This window comes from Novosphingobium sp. 32-60-15 (genome assembly GCF_002280675.1).
Taxonomy (GTDB): domain Bacteria; phylum Pseudomonadota; class Alphaproteobacteria; order Sphingomonadales; family Sphingomonadaceae; genus Novosphingobium.
Window position 1 is genome coordinate 63,051 of record NZ_NCEN01000001.1, and the last position, 18,299, is coordinate 81,349.

At 59.9% G+C, this 18,299-nt stretch carries 22 protein-coding genes; 16 read left to right on the forward strand and 6 right to left on the reverse strand.

Annotation, left to right across the window (positions count from 1 at the left end; translation table 11 throughout):
* Positions 1 to 55: 55 nt before the first annotated feature.
* From B7Y89_RS00285 to estDL136, 12 genes are all read left to right on the forward strand, one after another.
* On the forward strand, positions 56 to 940 hold the full coding sequence (locus tag B7Y89_RS00285; protein ID WP_292934642.1) for a LysR family transcriptional regulator: 885 nt from the start codon (positions 56 to 58) through the stop codon (positions 938 to 940).
* A 120-nt stretch (positions 941 to 1,060) separates the two neighbouring features.
* Entirely contained in the window at positions 1,061 to 2,227 is a 1,167-nt protein-coding gene (locus B7Y89_RS00290; protein WP_292934644.1) for a sulfotransferase, read from the forward strand.
* A 22-nt stretch (positions 2,228 to 2,249) separates the two neighbouring features.
* On the forward strand, positions 2,250 to 3,011 hold the full coding sequence (locus B7Y89_RS00295; protein ID WP_292934646.1) for an SDR family oxidoreductase: 762 nt from the start codon (positions 2,250 to 2,252) through the stop codon (positions 3,009 to 3,011).
* A 13-nt stretch (positions 3,012 to 3,024) separates the two neighbouring features.
* Complete coding sequence (locus B7Y89_RS00300) at positions 3,025 to 3,759, forward strand: EthD domain-containing protein (RefSeq protein ID WP_292934648.1); 735 nt, start codon at positions 3,025 to 3,027, stop codon at positions 3,757 to 3,759.
* A gap of 16 nt (positions 3,760 to 3,775) precedes the next feature.
* The gene (locus B7Y89_RS00305) at positions 3,776 to 4,648 is read left to right on the forward strand and encodes an SDR family NAD(P)-dependent oxidoreductase (RefSeq protein WP_292934650.1); all 873 of its coding nucleotides are present in this window, start codon (positions 3,776 to 3,778) and stop codon (positions 4,646 to 4,648) included.
* A 276-nt stretch (positions 4,649 to 4,924) separates the two neighbouring features.
* Positions 4,925 to 6,337 carry a cytochrome P450 gene (locus B7Y89_RS00310; RefSeq protein ID WP_292934652.1) on the forward strand — a complete coding sequence of 471 codons (1,413 nt, stop codon included), beginning with the start codon at positions 4,925 to 4,927 and terminating at the stop codon, positions 6,335 to 6,337.
* Positions 6,338 to 6,394: 57 nt separating this feature from the next.
* A complete protein-coding gene (locus B7Y89_RS00315; RefSeq protein ID WP_292934654.1) occupies positions 6,395 to 6,565 on the forward strand; it encodes a hypothetical protein in 171 nt (56 codons plus the stop codon).
* A complete protein-coding gene (locus tag B7Y89_RS00320) occupies positions 6,553 to 6,885 on the forward strand; it encodes a 2Fe-2S iron-sulfur cluster-binding protein (RefSeq protein ID WP_292934656.1) in 333 nt (110 codons plus the stop codon). Before B7Y89_RS00315 ends, B7Y89_RS00320 begins: the two co-directional genes overlap by 13 nt.
* A gap of 127 nt (positions 6,886 to 7,012) precedes the next feature.
* On the forward strand, positions 7,013 to 7,885 hold the full coding sequence (locus B7Y89_RS00325) for an SDR family oxidoreductase (protein ID WP_292934657.1): 873 nt from the start codon (positions 7,013 to 7,015) through the stop codon (positions 7,883 to 7,885).
* Entirely contained in the window at positions 7,882 to 8,310 is a 429-nt protein-coding gene (locus B7Y89_RS00330; RefSeq protein WP_292934658.1) for a nuclear transport factor 2 family protein, read from the forward strand. Before B7Y89_RS00325 ends, B7Y89_RS00330 begins: the two co-directional genes overlap by 4 nt.
* Before the next feature lie 12 nt (positions 8,311 to 8,322).
* Complete coding sequence (locus B7Y89_RS00335) at positions 8,323 to 9,225, forward strand: NAD-dependent epimerase/dehydratase family protein (protein WP_292934660.1); 903 nt, start codon at positions 8,323 to 8,325, stop codon at positions 9,223 to 9,225.
* A 16-nt stretch (positions 9,226 to 9,241) separates the two neighbouring features.
* Positions 9,242 to 10,168 carry a chloramphenicol hydrolase gene (estDL136, locus tag B7Y89_RS00340; RefSeq protein WP_292934662.1) on the forward strand — a complete coding sequence of 309 codons (927 nt, stop codon included), beginning with the start codon at positions 9,242 to 9,244 and terminating at the stop codon, positions 10,166 to 10,168.
* Positions 10,169 to 10,213: 45 nt separating this feature from the next.
* Here the strand turns inward: estDL136 and B7Y89_RS00345 are convergent, their stop codons facing one another.
* Both B7Y89_RS00345 and B7Y89_RS00350 read right to left on the reverse strand, forming a co-directional pair.
* Positions 10,214 to 10,972 (reverse strand): glucose 1-dehydrogenase, encoded by a 759-nt coding sequence (locus B7Y89_RS00345; RefSeq protein WP_292934664.1) that lies wholly within the window; start codon positions 10,970 to 10,972, stop codon positions 10,214 to 10,216.
* Positions 10,973 to 11,017: 45 nt separating this feature from the next.
* On the reverse strand, positions 11,018 to 11,521 hold the full coding sequence (locus B7Y89_RS00350; protein WP_292934666.1) for a nuclear transport factor 2 family protein: 504 nt from the start codon (positions 11,519 to 11,521) through the stop codon (positions 11,018 to 11,020).
* Between the two features lie 257 nt (positions 11,522 to 11,778).
* Here B7Y89_RS00350 and B7Y89_RS00355 point away from each other — a divergent pair, with 257 nt between their 5' ends.
* Genes B7Y89_RS00355 through B7Y89_RS00370 form a run of 4 tightly spaced genes read left to right on the forward strand, consistent with a single transcriptional unit; the run spans position 11,779 to position 15,095 of the window.
* Positions 11,779 to 13,263 (forward strand): NAD(P)/FAD-dependent oxidoreductase, encoded by a 1,485-nt coding sequence (locus tag B7Y89_RS00355; protein ID WP_292934668.1) that lies wholly within the window; start codon positions 11,779 to 11,781, stop codon positions 13,261 to 13,263.
* Entirely contained in the window at positions 13,260 to 13,778 is a 519-nt protein-coding gene (locus tag B7Y89_RS00360) for a nuclear transport factor 2 family protein (RefSeq protein ID WP_292934670.1), read from the forward strand. The genes B7Y89_RS00355 and B7Y89_RS00360 overlap by 4 nt, the downstream gene beginning before the upstream one ends.
* The gene (locus tag B7Y89_RS00365) at positions 13,756 to 14,322 is read left to right on the forward strand and encodes a carboxymuconolactone decarboxylase family protein (protein WP_292934672.1); all 567 of its coding nucleotides are present in this window, start codon (positions 13,756 to 13,758) and stop codon (positions 14,320 to 14,322) included. The genes B7Y89_RS00360 and B7Y89_RS00365 overlap by 23 nt, the downstream gene beginning before the upstream one ends.
* Positions 14,319 to 15,095 (forward strand): SDR family oxidoreductase, encoded by a 777-nt coding sequence (locus B7Y89_RS00370; protein WP_292934674.1) that lies wholly within the window; start codon positions 14,319 to 14,321, stop codon positions 15,093 to 15,095. Before B7Y89_RS00365 ends, B7Y89_RS00370 begins: the two co-directional genes overlap by 4 nt.
* Positions 15,096 to 15,128: 33 nt before the next feature.
* Here the strand turns inward: B7Y89_RS00370 and B7Y89_RS00375 are convergent, their stop codons facing one another.
* The 4 genes from B7Y89_RS00375 to B7Y89_RS00390 all read right to left on the reverse strand — a co-directional run bounded on the left by B7Y89_RS00375 (position 15,129) and on the right by B7Y89_RS00390 (position 18,236).
* Complete coding sequence (locus B7Y89_RS00375; protein WP_292934675.1) at positions 15,129 to 16,301, reverse strand: acyl-CoA dehydrogenase family protein; 1,173 nt, start codon at positions 16,299 to 16,301, stop codon at positions 15,129 to 15,131.
* Positions 16,302 to 16,307: 6 nt separating this feature from the next.
* The gene (locus B7Y89_RS00380) at positions 16,308 to 17,093 is read right to left on the reverse strand and encodes an SDR family oxidoreductase (protein WP_292934677.1); all 786 of its coding nucleotides are present in this window, start codon (positions 17,091 to 17,093) and stop codon (positions 16,308 to 16,310) included.
* 151 nt (positions 17,094 to 17,244) lie between these two features.
* Positions 17,245 to 17,733, reverse strand: a complete 489-nt coding sequence (locus B7Y89_RS00385) for an Lrp/AsnC family transcriptional regulator (protein ID WP_292934679.1) — start codon at positions 17,731 to 17,733, stop codon at positions 17,245 to 17,247.
* Between the two features lie 5 nt (positions 17,734 to 17,738).
* Complete coding sequence (locus B7Y89_RS00390) at positions 17,739 to 18,236, reverse strand: Lrp/AsnC family transcriptional regulator (protein WP_292934681.1); 498 nt, start codon at positions 18,234 to 18,236, stop codon at positions 17,739 to 17,741.
* Positions 18,237 to 18,299: the final 63 nt, after the last annotated feature.

Here is an 18,299-nt window from a genome sequence, read left to right on the forward strand (position 1 = left end):
TGGTGAAGATTTGCGAAGTATCTTGTATTGCACATCTATTGTGCAAGAATGCACGATGGCACAAGGATATCAAGGACCGGTCATGCTTTGGAGCGATCTTGAGGTGTTTCTGGCTGCAGTCCGCACCGGATCATATACCGCCGCAGGCCGCCAGCTGGATGTAAACCGGACCACGGTTGGCCGCCGGGTTGATGCGTTGGAGCGCGCGCTTGGCACGCCGTTGTTTGAGCAGACCCCGCTTGGTTATGCACCGACACCGGCGGGCGCGCGCCTTCTGGCAGCAGCCGAGGCGATGGAGCGCGAAGTTGCGGCGATGCTGGCTGATATCGGCGGCATCGGCTTGCGCTCTGCGCCGATCCGCATTGCCGGAAGTGGGGGCATTGCTTGCGAATTCCTGCCCGAACTGGCCGCGTTCCGACAAGCCCATCCCGATGTGCCGATTGAACTTTTGGGCGAACTGGATCCGCTGGATGCGGTGACCCAGCGCCGCGCGGATCTTGGGATTGTGCTTGTCCGCGCTTTGCCCCTGCGGCTGACAGGCGTGCAAGTGGCCACGCTGCGTCAATCGCCCTATGGTATTGCAGATAGCTTGCCTAGCTTGCCGCAGTTGGGTTGGGGTTATGAATTCAATGCGGCTTTGCCCGGCGGTCCGTGGAATTCAAACCCCGCAGGAGAGGTGGCACAAGCTGCAGGGCTTGCGACCTTCAACAGCTGGCCGCAACTGAAGCAAGCAGTGCTATCGGGTATTGGCAAGGCCAGCCTGTGGTGCTTTGCCGCAGATGCTGAACCGGCACTTTTGCGCCTTGCACCGCCTGATCCGCGCCACGATTGTCCGTTGTGGCTGGTTCACCGCGCTAAAGCACCGCCAGGGCCGGGGCTATCACAGCTTATCGCGTTTCTGGAAAAGCGCATTGCGGCGCGGTGCAATCAGGAATCATGATGAAAAAGCGATTTTTGTTTGCAAAGCGTCGTTAGTGATGACAGTTTACCGAAAATTGCGGATATTTAAGCGTCATCCTCTACGCATGGTAAAGCGCGACGCCGGAGAGATCTTACCGTTATGGCAACCCGACCATTCGCACCGGTGTTTGACCGCGAAACCCTGCTTGCTGCCGCGCGTGATCGTACCGGTTTATCAGACTTTGGTGATACGTGGTTCTTTGAGCCGATGGACCAGTACATCGCTGCGGCCAATGCCGAGGGCAAGCTGACGCCTGCCGGATTTGGCGGGCAGACAGAGTCGATCCTCAAGGGCCTCGCCAGTCGTTTGCGCATGGTTGACGATATCAAGCGCCATCCTGAAATCCTTGACGAGACGGTCGAGGTTGCCGCGATCATTCTGGGTCTTCCGCGCACGGGCAGCACGATATTCCACCGCCTGCTGGCGTCTGCGCCGGGGATGACCGCGATCAGGTGGTATGAGGCGCAAAACTATGCGCCATTGCCGGGCGATGAACCTGGCAATCCGGTGGCAAGGCGGGCTTATGCCGAAGCTATGATTGAGGGGTGGCTGAACCTCTCGCCCGAACTGGCCTCGATCCATCCGCTTGATCCTGATGCGCCGGATGAGGAAATCATCATCCTTGGCCAGTTGTTCATTACAACGATGGTCGAAGCGATGACGTTCATCCCTTCGTTTGCTGCGTGGCTAAATACTTATGATCAGGCTAGGGGTTTTGAGGATCTCAAGACCATCCTGCAATATCTGCAATGGCAGGACCCGGCGCGGCGGGGGCGCAAGTGGGTGCTGAAAAGCCCTTCGCATCTGCCCTATACCGATGCCGTGGCCAATGCCTTTCCCGATGCGGTGCTGGTGATGACGCACCGCGATCCGGTGGAGGTCGTGCCGAGCTACGTCAGCATGGAGGCGGCTCTTTACAAGCTGAATTCCGAGCATTCGGACAGGCAAGTGGGGGCGTTCTGGTTTCCGCGACTGGCGGGGTGGATGAAGCGCTTTGAAGAGGCCCGCGCGCGGATTGGCGAGGATCGGTTTATCGACATCGATTACCGCGAAGTGGCGCGCGAGCCGTTGAAGCAGGCCGAGCGGGTGCTGGCGCATATCGGCATTCCGCTGGACGACAAGATCGAGGCTGCGCTCGCCGAGTTCATGGCGGGCAACAAGCGCGAGCAGCGCCCGATGCATGATTACTCGCTCGAACGGTTTGGCCTGAATGAAGATGCGGTGCGCGAGGCATTCGCTTCCTATCGCGCGCGCTTCATCGTTTGATTTTGATCCAGGGAATTTTGGAATGACGGACCTTTCGGGAAAGAGCGTGCTGATCACCGGTGCGGGGCAGGGCATCGGGCAGGGTGTTGCGCTGGCAATGGCGGGGGCAGGCGCCAGCGTGGCGGTGACCGGGCGCACGCTTTCAAAAGTGGAAAAGACCGCGCAAATGGTGCGCGAGCGCGGCGGGACGGCGCTGGCGCTGGCCTGCGATGTGAAGTCTGCTGCCGATCTGGCCGCGACGGTTCAGGCGACAGTGGCAGAGTTTGGCGGGCTGGATATCCTTGTGAACAATGCGCAGGAAGTGCCGCTGGGCAAGCTTGAGGACGTGACTGACGAGGCCTTTACCGCAGGGTTTGAATCCGGGCCGCTGGCCACGCTGCGGCTGATGAAGCTGGCGCGTCCGCATCTTGTGGCGCGGGGCGGGGGCACGATCTTCAACTTCTGTTCTTCGGCCGGCATCCGCTGGGACATGACCGGCTATGGCGCTTATGCCGCGGTGAAGCAGGGCATCCGTTCGTTGACCCGCGCGGCGGCGGCGGAATGGGGCGGCGAGGCCATTCGCGTGCTGACCATCGCGCCGCATGCGGAATCGCCGGGGCTGAAGTGGTGGATCGAGAACAATCCGGAGGAAGCGCAGGCGTTTTTCCGCACGATCCCGCTGGGCCGCGTCGGATCGCTGGAAGGTGATATCGGGCGGGCGCTGGTGGCGCTTGCGGGGCAGGATCTGGCCTATCTGACTGGCGCGACGATCCCGCTGGATGGCGGGCAGGCCAACTTCGACTGAGGGGGCTTGCGCTGTGGAGAAAGTGATCGTTGCGCTTTGGGCGTTTGTTGATGAAACACATGCGCAGTGCGGTGCGCGGTTATTGCAAAGCCTGCCTGCAGCCTTGGCGCAAGTTGGCATAAAATCGTTGCGAATCAATGTTCGGGACGAGGCGGTGGCGGCGGGTGCCGGATTGGTCCAGCGTTGGCAGGAACCGCAGCAGGCGGCCATTGTGCAGTTCTGGATGCCATCGGCCAATGCCATGTTCCGGAGCGGGGTGGATGCGGTGCTGGCGGCGCATGGGGCGAAGTTTGCGGCATGGCTGGTGTGTGAATCCACGGTGATTGCCAATACCGATCATCCGGCGGTGCCGGTTTCCCCCGGGAAACTATCCAACATTGCCGGAATTACAAGGACTTGGGGGTTCGCCCAGGCGAGCTTCATATCGTTCCGGCCCGATCTGCCGCGCGACGATGCGATTGCCCACTGGCATTCGCACCACACCCGCGTGGCGATAGAGACGCAATCGAATTTCGAATATGTGCAGAACATCATCGTGCGCCCGCTGACCGATGATGCGCCCGCCTATGACGCCTTTGTGGAAGAGTGCTTTCCGATCGAGGCGCTGGACCAGCCCGAAGTGTTCTTCGATGCTGTGGGCCAGCCTGAAAAGTTTGCCGCCAATCTGGCCACGATGATGGACAGTTGCGCAGGGTTTATCGACTTCACCCGGATCGATGTGATCCCGACTTCGCAATACGATTTTTAAGACAAGGATTTTCGCGATGACACAATCGAAGGTCGCAATCGTTACCGGTGCCAGCCGTGGCGCAGGTGCGGGGATTGCCCGTGGCTTTGGCGAGTTGGGCTATACCGTTTATGTGACGGGCCGCACGGTGACGCCCGGAGACGCCAAGGGCTGGGACGGCACCGTGTTGCCCGGAACCGTGGCCGAAACCGCACAGCGCGTGACCGACAATGGCGGCAAGGGCATTGCCGTGGTGTGCGACCATGGCGACGATGAATCGGTTGCGCGCCTGTTTGAACAAGTGATGGCCGAGCAGGGGCGGCTGGATGTGCTGGTGAACAATGCGGCCTATATGCACCACCAGTTGATTGAAAAGATGCCGTTCTGGGAAAAGGAACTGGACGCGCAGAAGATCATCGATGTGGGTTTGCGCAGTGCATATGTGGCAAGCTGGCATGCGGCAAAGATCATGGTGCCGCAAGGTTCAGGCATTATTGCGATGACATCATCGTTTGGCGCGACCTGCTATATGCACGGGCCAGCCTATGGCGCGCAGAAGGCCGGACTGGACAAACTGGCGCACGATATGGAGCATGATTTCCGGGGTACGGGGGTTGCTGCGGTATCGCTGTGGCTTGGCCCGCAATTGACCGAACGGGCACAAATTGCGGCGCAGACAAACCCCGAGCAATATGAGGGCTTTCTGGCGATGGCCGAGAATCCGGAGTTTTCGGCGCATGTGATCGACGCGATTGATAAGGCATCGAACCGTGACGAACTTTCGGGGCAGACGCTGATCGTGGCCGAGATTGCCAAGGAATTGGGCGTGACCGATCGGGGGAATGAGCGACCATCGCACCGCGCGATGCTGGGCAATCCGCGCGAGAAGAATCCGGCGGCAGTTTATTGATTGTTGCGGGGTGTGTGGGGCTGGTGTCGTAGGCCTACCATCGGCGACATCATCCTTCGACAAGCTCAGGATGAGCGGAACGGGGAAGAAGGGTAGCCCCACCCCCGACCCCTCCCGTAAACGGGAGGGGGGAAGAAGGGGTATTGCCTGCCATCTGGTGATCCGATGTAGATCATGAAGTGATCTGTTTTGATGTCGCCCTCTTGCGTCGTGTTTGGCACGCCATACGCTTGACCTTTCAAGCCGGATCAACCGGCGACTGACGGGAGAATTGGCATGGCAAGTGCAGCGAGCGCCGCTGGCGGTCTTCCCCTTCTTGATGGCGGTGCGCCCCTGTTGGGCCATCTTGCCCAGTTTTTCCGTGATCCGGTGACCGTGCTGAAGCGCGGGTACAAATCAAAGGGCCGGATGTTTGCGATGAATTTCATGGGCCAGCGCATGAATGTGATGCTGGGGCCGGAGCATAACCGGTTCTTCTTTGAAGAGACGGACAAGCTGCTTTCCATCCGTGAATCCATGCCGTTTTTCCTGAAGATGTTTTCGCCCGATTTCTATTCGTTTGCCGAGATGGACGAATATCTGCGGCAGCGTTCGATCATCATGCCGCGCTTCAAGGCGGCATCGATGAAGCAATATGTGCCGGTGATGGTCGAGGAATCGCTCAATCTGGTGGAGCGGCTGGGCGATAGCGGCGAGTTTGATCTGATCCCCACATTGGGACCGGTGGTAATGGATATTGCCGCGCACAGCTTTATGGGGCGCGAATTCCATGAAAAGCTGGGGCACGAGTTTTTCGATCTGTTCCGCGATTTTTCGGGCGGGATGGAATTTGTGCTGCCGCTATGGCTGCCCACGCCCAAGATGATCAAATCGCAGCGCGCCAAGAAGAAACTGCACACCATTTTGCAATCGTGGATTGAAAAGCGCCGCGCCGCGCCGCTTGATCCGCCCGATTTTTTCCAGACGATGATCGGCACGAAATATCCCGATGGGCGGCCGGTGCCGGATGAGATCATCCGCCATCTGATCCTGCTGCTGGTATGGGCAGGGCATGAGACGACCGCCGGACAGGTAAGCTGGGCGCTGGCCGATTTGTTGCAGAACCCGGCCTATGCCCAGGTGCTGCGTGACGAGATTGCGGCCACTGTGGGCGGCGGCAATGGCAGCAACCTGAGCTGGGAACATGCCATAGCGATGGAGAAGATGGACCTTGCCCTGCGCGAGACCGAGCGGCTGCATCCGGTGGCCTATATGCTGTCACGCAAGGCCAATGCCGATATTCACCGCGAAGGTTACACCATCAAAAAGGGCGAATTCGTGCTGTTGGCGCCTTCAGTCAGCCACCGCATGGAAGAGACATTCCGCAATCCCGATGCCTATGATCCGGAACGTTTCAACCCGGCCAACCCCGATGCGCAGATTGAAAGCAATTCGCTGATCGGATTTGGCGGCGGGGTGCATCGCTGTGCGGGCGTAAACTTTGCGCGCATGGAAATGAAGGCGCTGGTGGCGATGCTGTTGCAGAACTTCGACATGGAATTGATCGACGAGGTGAAGCCCGTTTCGGGCGCGACGACTTATTGGCCTGCGCAGCCGTGCCGGGTGCGGTACAAGCGGCGCAAGGTTGAGGGTGCGCACGCAGATGTTGCGGCGCTGGCCAAGGCGGCTGGTTGCCCCGCGCATGTTTGAATCTTGGGCGTAAACTTCGTTTCGTCATTGCGAGCGTAGCGAAGCAATCCAGAGGCGGTGCGCGCTACGCTCTGGATTGCTTCGTCGGCTTCGCCTTCTCGCAATGACGAAGGTTTTCAGGACGAAGGTTTTCAGGACGAAGGTTTTCAGGACGAAGGTTTTCAGGACGAAGGTTTTCAGGACGAAGGTGGGGATACAGCGTTGAGGGATGATCAATGGCCAAAGTGACGTTCGTTCAGCCTGATGGTTCATCGCGTACGGTTGTGAACTTTGAGGGCATGACGCTGATGCAACTGGCGGTCGGCAATCTTGTCGACGGGATCGATGCGCTGTGCGGGGGGATGATGCAGTGCGCGACGTGCCACTGCTATATCGCGCCCGAATGGCTGGACCGGACGGGACCGGCGCGACCCGATGAGCGTGATATGCTGGAGGCGATTGACGGGGCGGAGATACGGCCCAACAGCCGTTTATCGTGCCAGGTGCAATTGGGGGAGGAACTGGACGGGTTGATCGTGCATGTGCCTGCAGATCAGCCGGGGGTTTAGCGAAATTATCGTAAACATTTTGCGCATATTGTTGACTTGATCGAAAACGAAACGCACCTTGCGTAAAAATAGCGATACTGATTGTCGAATCAGGTGGTCGCCAGAATACCGTGAGAGGAACTTTGGCATGACCGGTGGACTCCCGCCCGCGCAGCTTTCGCAAGGCCTCGATTTTGGTGGCAAGACCGTGCTGGTAACCGGCGGCGGGGTGGGCATTGGCCGCGCCATTGCCGAGGCGTTTGCCGGAGCGGGCGCGCAAGTGGTGATCGCCGAGATTGATCCAGCCAATGCCGATGCCGCCGAACAGGCAATGCCCACCGCGCGGGTGATCCGTTGCGATGTGCGCCAGCGCGGAGTGGGCGCGATGCTGGGTGAGCGGATCATGGCTGAAAGCGGCAAACTGGATGTGCTGGTCAACAATGTCGGCCACTTTGTTCACGCGCGACCCTTTGCGATGCTGGCCGACGAAGAGGCCGAGGAAATCCTCGATACCAATCTGGGGCAATTGCTGCGGATGACGCGGGCGATGATCCCCTTGCTGCGGACGGCTGGAGCGGGATCGAGCATCATCAACGTGACTTCGATCGAGGCACATCGCGGCATCCCTTATTGCAGCGTTTATGCAGCGGCGAAGTGGGCGGTAACGGGCTTTACCAAAAGCCTTGCGCTGGAGCTGGGGCCGGAAGGCATCCGCGTGAACGATATTGCGCCCGAGACGACCGATACGCCGCAACTGGCGCTGGATTACATGATCCCGCCCGCCAACCGTGCGCATGAGGAACGCTGGATTCCGCTGGGCCGGTTTGGCCAGCCTGCCGATTGCGCGGGCGCGGCGCTCTATCTGGCCAGTCCGCTGGCATCATGGGTAACGGGGACGACGCTGCATGTCGATGGCGGGGCGCTGGCGGCAGCGGGCTGGTATCGCACGCCGCAGGGCGAATGGACCAATGTTCCGCTGATTTCGGGCAACGGGTTGGTCGTGCCCGGAACCGTGGCGTGAGCGACGAGGCGGCGCTGCGGCGCACGGCAGAGCTCTATGCGCTGGGGGCGGACCGGCGCGACAAGGACCTGTGGCGGCAGGTGCTGGCCGATGATGTGGAAATGACGGGGCCGGGCTTTGCGATTGCGGGGCTGGAGGGCAACCTTGGTTCGATTGACGCGCTGGGGCAGATGTTCAAGGCCACGCGCCATGTGGTGCACGATCAGACGGTGCTGATTGATGGCGACGGGGCGCAGGGCGAAACCCGCTCTACTGCCGAACACCGGATGACGGGGCCTGATGGCGGCGATGTGCTGCTGGTGTGGGCGATCCGCTATCAGGACCAGTGGCGGCGCGAGGCGGGTGCCTGGAAATTCACGAAGCGGACGCTGATCGTTGACTGGGAAGAGACGCGCCCGGTGCATGACGTGGGCGGCGGAAATTAAAGGACGATGCGGATGAAAGTGCTTGTTGTTGGCGGGACCGGTGCGTTGGGTGGCCATGCGGCGCTGCATCTGGCGGCGCAGGGCCACGATGTGACGATTACCGGGCGCGGAACGGGTGCGCCTGCGGGCACGCCATTGACCGCACTGGGTTTCATGCAGGGCGATTATGTGGCGGGCGACTTTACGCCAGAGCGGTTGCGCGGGTTTGACTGGGTGGTGTTTGCTGCCGGAAACGACCCGCGCCATGTGCCGGAGGGCGAGGACTTTGGCGCATGGCTGCACAAGGCCAATCATGTGGCGCTGCCTGCATTCTTTGCCGCCGCGCGCGAGGCGGGGGTGAAGCGCGCGGTACAGCTTGGCAGCTTTTATCCGCAGGCCGCGCCCGAACTGATGGCGGACAATATTTATATCCAGTCGCGGCTGGCAGCGTGCGAGGGAGCGCGGGCGCAGGGGCGGCCAGGCTTTGATGTGGTGAGCGTGAATGCGCCGTTCATGGTGGGCACGGTGCCGGGGCTGCCGTCGGCGATATTCGATCCTTATGTGCAGTGGGCCAAGGGGCTGATCCCGATTGCGCACTATGCGCCGACGGGGGGCACGAACTTCATGTCGTTCCGGTCATTGTCGGAAGCGATTGAGGGTGCGCTGCTACGGGGGGAGCCGGGCAAGGCTTATCTGGTGGGGGATGAGAACCTTTCGTTCCGCGAATACTTCCAGCTGTTTTTCAAGGCGGTTGGTAGCGTCGTGACGGTGGAGGAGCGCGACGAGGAATTGCCGCTTCTGCCCGACATTGCCATTCCGCAAGGACGTGGCAATACGATTGCCTATGAACCCGATGCGGATGAAACCGCGCTTCTGGGCTATCGCCGGAATGATGTGGCGGCGGCGGTGGCGGAAATCGCCGCGCAATTCGGGTAAACGGGAGAGACCGACGATGACGCTTAACCCTCAAGTCGAAGCGCTGCTGGGCTATTTGGCGCAGATGCCGACGGTGGACTTTGCCACGATTACGCCTGAAGCCATGCGGGCGGCCAATGCGCTGATGGCGATGGGGCCGCCGCCTGTGGTGGCACAGGTGCGCGATCTGCTGCTGGATCTGGCGGGGCGCGATATTGCGGCGCGGCTTTATGTGCCTGAAGACGCGGGCGATAATCCGCCGCTGGTGGTGTTCTATCATGGCGGGGGCTGGGTGATCGGCGATCTGGAATCGCATGATGCCACATCGCGCGCGCTGGCCCGTGCCAGTGGTGCGGCGGTGCTGTCTGTCGGTTACCGGCTGGCGCCGGAAGCGCCGTTTCCCGCGCCGCTGGATGATTGCTATGACGCGCTGGTGTGGGCGGTGGCCCATGCCGGGGAACTGGGCGTTGATGCGATGCGGCTTGCAGTTGCGGGCGATAGCGCAGGCGGCAATCTGGCGGCGGCGGTGGCGATCCGCGCGCGGGATCAGGGCGGGCCGAAGCTGGCGCACCAGTTGCTGATCTATCCGGTGGCTGATGCCGATTTTACGCGCGCGTCCTATGTGGAAAATGGCGGGGGGGAATATTTCCTGTCGACCGCGATGATGCAGTGGTTCTGGGCGCATTATGTGGGCGATCATGCCAATGCGCCGACGCTGGCAGCGGTGTTGCGGCATGATGATCTGGGCGGATTGCCATCGGCCACGGTGCTGGTGGCGCAATATGATCCGCTGCGCGATGAAGGCCGCGCTTATGCCGAGGCGCTGGCAGCGGCGGGTGTGGCGGTGGATATGGAAGAAGCGCCGGGGATGATCCACGGCTTCTTTTCGATGTTCGAGGCGGTGCCCGATGCCATGCCGTTTATCGAGCGGGCGGGGGCAAAATTGAAGGCTGCGCTTGGTTGAGATGGGGCACCCTCCCGCCATTGTTGTGGCGGGAGGGTGAGGCGATCAGCCTGCGGTTGCACCGCCATCGATGACCATCGCGTGGCCGGTAACGAAGCTGGCGGCAGGCGAGCAGAGCCAGACGACAGCCTCGGCGATTTCATCGGCGGTGCCCATGCGGCCCATCGGGGTCATGGAATCGATCATCTTTTTCATATCGGGATTGGCGACCAGAGGCGCGGTCATCGGCGTTTCGATGACGCCGGGGCATACCGCATTCACGCGGATGCCGCCTTGTGCCCAGCGCAGTGCGCCGTGCCGCGCAAGGCCGACGACGCCGTGCTTTGCCGCAACGTAGGCGGGCTGTGCGCCATTGCCGACGATGCCGTTGATCGAGGCGGTGTTGACGATGGCGCCGCCGCCGCGCGCCAGCATCACTTCGGCTTCCTCGCGCATGCAGCGCATCACGCCCGACAGGTTGATGCCGATGTTGCGCTCCCAAATGGCGTCATCGTATTCATCATCGCCCAGACGGTTCAGCCCGGCGTTGTTGAAGGCGCAATCGAGCCCGCCAAAGGTGGACACAGCGGCGGCAACCATCGCCCTTACCTCGTCAGACTTGCTGACATCGCAACGCTGGAAGGCGGCTTTGCCACCGGCGGCTTCGATCATGGCGACGGTTTGCGCGCCGCCTTCTTCGTTGACATCGCTGACCAGTACGCTGGCGCCGGAGCGGGCGAAGACGAGGGCCGCAGCGCGTCCGATGCCGCCGCTTGCGCCGGTGACCAGCGCCACTTTTCCTTCGAGCCCGTAATTGATGGCCATGGGTCTTTTTCCTTTTTGAAAGATCGTTATCAATGGGGCGCGAGATCAGGCGGCTGGAGGTTCGGCCAGCGCAAGCACCGTGATGCTGCCATCTTCGGCTACTTGTTCGGTGATCATTGATGTGACGTGGCTGACTGTTTCGACAATCCACCAGCGGCCATCGCGGCGGGCATAGACATCGTCATATTCCACGGCCAGCCGCACGATCTGGCGCGGGCCGGTGAGGATGGTGCGGAAATTGAGCGACCATTTGCCGGTGGCGGAATTTGCGCCGGTCAGCGCGATTTCCCAGTTGGTTGCGTGGTGAAGATCATAAACACCGCCATTGCAGGCCATTTGTTCATAGATGGCGACGAAGGCATCACGATCGGTAAATTCGGGAAAGTTTTCATAAGCGATGCGGATGGGGCCGGTGGCAAAGCAATCGCGCACGGCCTCGACCTGTTTGAGATCGCATGCCCGCAGATAGCGCGCCTTCAGTGCCCGGATCGCTTCCTTGTCTTCAAGCGCGGTAAGGCGTGCAGCAATATCCTCTAACGTGGCGGTCATAGCGCTCTCCCGATTGATTCGTGTTTTATGCGGTATAAGCATCCGCAAATCGATGGCAAATTATGGATGTGGCATCGAAACGCGAAATTTTTTGGATGTTATCGTGCCGTCATCCGCTGATGTGCGGAGGATGCCACCGGTGTAGCGATGGCGCGCATAGTACCTTTGGGTGATGTGCCATCCGATTACCGATGCGATCACGGTGCCACACCAACCGGCCAGCAGACGCCGGATCGGGTTCAGAGGATACCGGTTTTATGACATCACCGAACACGCGCGCCTTGCGTTATGCCGTTGTGGGCGCAGGCATGGCAGGCATCCTTGCCGCGATCAAGCTGAAGGAGCGCGGCGAGGACTTTACGGTTTTTGAAAAGGCGGCGAAAGTTGGCGGGACTTGGCGTGAGAACCGCTATCCGGGGCTTTCCTGTGATGTGCCGGCGCATGCCTATACTTATACGTTTGAGCCTTACCCCGAATGGAAGGCCTATTATGCGACCGGGCCTGATGTTCAGGACTATTTCCAGTTCGTCACTGAAAAGTACGGCATAACGCCGTTCATCCGTTTCAACACCGAAGTGGCGGGGCTGGACTGGAGCGACAGCACCAGCAAATGGACCGTGACGCTGGGGGATGGCAGTTCCGAGACGTTCGATGTTGTGATTGCCGCATCGGGCGTTTTGCATCATCCCAATGTCCCCAGGATCGAAGGGCTTGAGAGTTTTGAAGGGCCAGCCTTCCACACTGCGCGCTGGGACGATGACGCGCCGATTGACGGGGCCAAAGTCGGCCTGATCGGTTCAGGATCAACCGGCATCCAGATTGTGACGGCTATCAACAAGCGGGTTGAAAAGCTTGTCCATTTCCAGCGTTCGCCGCAATGGGTCATGCCGGTGCCGTACTTCCAGTATAGCGATGAAGAGCGCGAGGCGTTCCGCCGCGATCCGGCCTTGATTGATGCGATCCGCTTTTCCGATGAATATATCGGCAATGTCCGCCGGTTTACCGATGCGATAACCGATATTGACGGCCCGCAGATGCAGATGATCGAAGACATCTGTCGCGACTATTTTGAACAATCCATCCGCGATCCCGAACTGAAGGAGAAGCTGCGCCCCAACTATCGTGCGGCGTGCAAGCGATTGATCTATTCGTGGTGCTATTACGATGAAGTGCAGCATCCCGCCGTGTTTGTTGAGACGGGCAAGATTGCACGCGTTGAACCCAAGGGCGTGCGCATGGCGGACGGTACGTTCCACGAACTGGATACGATGGTCCTTGCCACCGGTTTCCAGGCCGACAAGTTCATTCGGCCGGCCGGTGTGACGGGGCAGGGGGGCATGACGCTGGATGCGTTCTGGGCAGAGCGGCCGACAGCGCATTATGCCGTAACGCTGCCGCATTTTCCCAACTTCTTCATGCTGAACGGTCCGACCGGCCCCGTTGGCAACTTTTCATTGATAGACATCGCCGAGAGGCAATGGGACTATATCGACCAGTTGATTGACGTGCTGCGGGCGGGGGAAGCGGCGTCGGTGATGCCGACGGTTGAAGCCCATGCAGCTTATGAAGAACGCCGCATAGCGGCTGCAAAAACAACGATTTTCGGTTCCGGTTGCACCAGTTGGTATCTTGACCGGACAGGCGTTCCGGCAAGCTGGCCGTGGAGCTATGATGCATTTGCCGATGCGATGGCGCACCCGGTGATGACGGAATATGCATTCAAGGCCCCCGTTGCAGCATGATGACCTTGCAGGAAATATCCGATCGCCTGGAGATACAGGATCTGTTCGCGCGTTACAGCTTTGCCATTGATGAGCGGGACTGGGACGTGCTGGACACGATTTTCACGCCCGATGCGCGGATCGATTATTCCGAAACCGGCGGGGCGAAAGGATCATTTCCGCAAATCAAGGCGTGGTTGCCGCGTGCGCTGGAGCAGTTTCCGGTGTTTCAGCACATGGTAGCAACCACCAAGCTGACGCTTGCGGGGGACCACGCGACAAGCCGGACGATCCTGTTCAACCCGATGGTCCACCGCAATGATGCGGGCGAGAACACAACGTTCTTTATCGGGCTGTGGTATCGTGACACACTGGTTCGCACAGGCGATGGTTGGCGCATCGCCGAACGGTGCGAAGAATTGGGTTACACACACAATGTGCCACCAATTTCCCCGGTACCGGCGATTGGCGAAGCCCGAGAAACCGATAACAAAAATGTGAGAGGAGCCTTTGATGATCAAGATCTCGATTCCTGACGAGCAGGCACATGATCCCTTCGGCTATGCATCGCGCAATCACGCGAGCGCGATCATGGCTGCTGCCGGTGGCTTTTCGCGTGCGGTCTATTGTGAATCGCAATTGTCCTTGCGTGAGTTTGAAGGCGCACGGATGCGCACGGCGCAGCTTAACGGTTGCGCGATCTGTCAGGATTTCCGGGCGGCGCGCGATGCGGGGCCGATGTATTCGGTGAATGGCGAAACGCCCGAACGGATGGTGACGGGCAATGGACCATCGCCTGATGAAGCGTTTTTTGATGCTGTTGCTGATTGGCAAACGGCGTCGGTCTTTTCGGAACGCGAGCGTCTGGCCATCGAATTTGCCGAACGGTTTGCGGTTGAGCCTAAAGTGTTGAGCACAGATGAAGGCTTCTGGCAGCGGATGCACGATCATTTCAGCGATGGCGAAATTGTCGATCTGGCGCATTGTACGGCGGCATGGATGGGGCTGGGCCGCGTGGCGCATGTGCTGGGCTTTGATAGTGTGTGCCTTGTCATGCCTGCGCATGAACCTGCTGAATGATGCAATACGGTCAACAGCTTGGCAATCCCGGAACGCCGGTGGTGATAACCGGCGGCGCTTCGGGCATTGGCCTTGCCAGCGGCCATGCCTTGGCCGCCGTCGGGCGGTCTGTCGCGCTGTGGGACATAAACGCAGCAGCGGTTGAGGACATGGCTGCGCAGATTGCAGCGCTGCATGGGGTTAAGGCAATCGGCCTTGCGATCGATCTGCGTGATCCGCAGGCCATCATACCGGCCGCGTTGGCAACGCGCGTTGCGCTGGGCACAGTGGGCGGGATTGTCCACAGTGCGGGTACGGCCGTGCAAACCGGCATTGCAGGTGCAACGCCTGATGTGTTTGATGCAGGGATGGCTTTGCACGTCCGGGCGCTGCTGTCGTTGGCGCAGGCGTTTTCCGATGATCTGAAGGCCAATCCCGGTAGCGCGATTGTTGCGGTGGCGTCGATCAATGCGTGGTTCGGCAATGCCATGATCCCGATCTATAGCGCAGCAAAAGGTGCTGTGATTTCACTTGTCCGGTCAATGGCGGACGAATTGGGGCGCGATGGCATTCGCATCAACGCGATCAGTCCCGGAATGATCGACACGCCGATTCTGGGGGAAATGCGCGACGGGATGGAGCAGCTTTACGGTCCGCGCATTTTTGCGGGGCGGTTCGGCCAGCCTGAGGAAATCGGGCGGGTGGTGCGCTTCCTGCTTTCGCAGGAGGCGAGTTACATTACCGCAGCCGAGATCGTGGTGGATGGCGGGATAATGCATTCGCAGCGGCCATAGGCTGCGAAGATAATCCCGCCCTTTCCTGTCGCATCAACCGCGTGGTTCGCGGGGGAGGGCAAGGCCGCGTTCGGCGATGAGATTGCGCTGGATCTGGTTGGTGCCGCCATAGATGGTGTCAGCGCGGCTGTAGAGATACAAGTTGGGCAAGACGTCCCATTCATAAGCGCTGCCTTCGGCAATTTCGCCGGACTGGCCCAGGATGTCCATGCCAAGTTCGCCCAGAGCGCGGCGCCAGGTGGCCCACTGGATTTTGTAGGTAAGCGCGGCGCCATCGATTGCTGAATGGTCGGTCTTCGATAGCATGCGCAGCGCGCCATAGCGCATGAGATTGAGGCCGATTTGCGCGCTGGCGATACGCTGGCGGATGACGGGATCGGCCGCCCTGCCATTGGCTTTGGCGGCGGCAATCAGTTCGTCCAGTTCGTTACGGAAGCCCATTTGCTGGCCGAGCGTGGAAACTCCGCGTTCAAACGCCAGCAGGCCCATCGCAATGCGCCAGCCATCGCCGGGTGCGCCGATCAGGCTGTTTTCGGGGCAGCGGGCATCGGTAAAAAACGTCTCGTTGAATTCGGCATCGCCATTGATCTGGCGGATCGGCCTGACTTCGATGCCGGGCTGGTTCAGCGGCATCATCAGAAAAGACAGGCCTTTTGGTCCGGCAGAGCCTTCGGTTGTGCGCGTTACGACGAAGATCCAGTCAGAAATGTGGGCAAGACTGGTCCAGATCTTCTGGCCATTGACCACCCATTCGCCATTTTCGACAACGCCTTTGGTGCGGACGCTGGCAAGGTCTGATCCGGCTCCGGGTTCTGAAAAGCCCTGACAGAATATCGTCCGGCCTGCGGCGATATCGGGCAGGAAGCGGCGCTTTTGTTCGTCGGTGCCGAATGTCAGGATCGTGGGGCCGGCAAGTTCGATGCCGATGTGATTGATCCGGCCCGGTATTCCGGCGCGGGCATATTCTTCGGCAAAGATGACTTGCTGGGCAAGGCTGGCTGCGCGGCCACCCCATTCAACCGGCCAGCCGATGCAGCCCCAGCGGTTTTCACCAAGCTGTTGTTCCCATTCCCTGCGCCGTTCGGGCATGGCGGTCAGTTGGGTAACGCCCTTGATGTCGGCAAATTCGCCAGCCATCTGGCCATTCAGCCAATCGGCGCACTCGGCACGGAAGGCTTCATCCTGCGCGGAAAATCCAAGCTTCACGTGCGATCAACCTGGCATGTAGAGTTGGGCAGCCTTGCCGCCATCGACGGGAAGCGCGGTACCTGTGATGTAGCTTGCAGCATCGGACAGCATGAAGACGATGGCTTGCGCCAGTTCATCAGGATCACCGCCGCGTTGCATGGGGATGGCTTTGGTGGTGGCGCTGGCTGCTTCGGGGGCGTGGGATTCGTAATCCTGCGTGGCCGCAGTCTGTACCTGGCCCGGGACAATGGCGTTGATGCGAATGCCCTGGGTGGCACCTTCCATCGCGGCGGCGGCCGTGAAGTGGACAAGGGCAGCCTTGGATGCCGAATAGCTGGCCATGTTGGGCATGGCGCGGATGCCGCAAGTGGAAGCGATGTTGACGATCGACCCGCGCTGGCGGCCTGCAAGATCCTGCTTGGCCATGACTTTCATCGCGGCCTTTGTGCCGATGAACACGGCATCTGCGTTGACCGCGAAATCCTGCCGCCAATGTTCAAGCGTCAGCTTGGCAATGGGGGCGTAATGGACGGACATGGCGTTGTTCACCAGCATGTCCAGCCTGCCGTGGCGCGCGGCGATGTCTTCGATCAGCGCAGTAAACGCGGCATCATCGGACACGTCCAGTGTGTGCACTTCGACATTGCCGATGGCGGACAATTCAGCCCGCGCGGCTTCAAGCTTTTCGGCACGGCGCGCGCAGATGGCCACTGTTGCGCCGCGCTGTACCAGCAGGCGTGCGGTGGCAAGGCCGATGCCATCGCTGCCGCCGGTGACAAGCGCGACCTTGCCGATCATGTCCTGAACCATCTGCGAGTCTCCCACTGGATATTTGAACCGCATATGCCCACCAAGTGATCATGGTGTCAATGTTATGCGTAAAACTAGAGTGAGAATTATGCGTATGTGTGGATTTTTGAGCGGTGAGGTCCGGTGGTTGCGTCGAAAATGCGGGGGTTGATCAATCGTCGTCTTCAACAACCTCGGGTTTGGTGATCTTGGCCATGCGGGCGTTGTATTTGACGGTTTTGACCGCAATCGAGGTTTCGACGTGGTGCACGCCATCGACAGCGAGGATCTTGTCGGAGGCGAGTTCAACCAGAGCGTCAAGATCATCGATCAGGCACATGGCGGTAATGTTGAACTGGCCCATTGTGATGAGCACCGCGTTTACGCCGGGGATATCGGCAATGACCTGTGCAATCGGGCGGACACGGTCAACATCGACCTGGACGTTGATAAAGGCGAGACGGGCGCGCTGTTCCAGCTGAAATCCGGTGATTGCGGTGAAGGCAATCAGGCCGTCTTGTTGCAAGCGTTTGATGCGGCCACGAACGGTGCCTTCGGTAACGCCAAGTTCAGCCGCGATCCGGCGGTTGGATACGCGGGCATCGCGGGAAAGCAGATCGACAAGCTGCGTGTCGAGTTGATCGAGTTGAGGTGCTGCCATGATACTTATGCCGCTCCGGTGGCTGAAGTGGTGCTCCGGCTTTCGATCGGGGCGACTTCGAAATTGTATTTGATGATATCAACGACGATGGCCGGGGTTAATGTGCGGATTCCGCGAACGCCCGACAGCTTGTCCAGCAGGAAACCGGACAAGTCATCAAAGTCATGCAAGGCAACCAGCATGTCGATGTCATAGCCGCCGGTGACCATGTGTGCGGCGACAACTTCGGGCAAGGCGGCCAATTCGTTGGCAACTTCGGAAGCGGGCCTGCCATCGACCGAGACCGAAATGCGCAACAGGACGTTGAAGCCGTGCGCGGAAAAATCGGACACGGCGACAACGCGCAACTGGTCGGCGTCTTCCATCCGGCGGATGCGCGTGGATACGGTTGTAGCGGTGAGGCCCAGTTTTTCGGCGATTTGCTGATTGTTGGCACGACCATTTGCGCGCAATTCGCGAATAATTGCGACGTCTGTCGCGTCAAAGCTGAAAAGTTGGCTCATTCGACCTCACAGAACAATTTGGATGCGGCGCACCAACCTACCCACTTACTTTCCGCAAGTCTG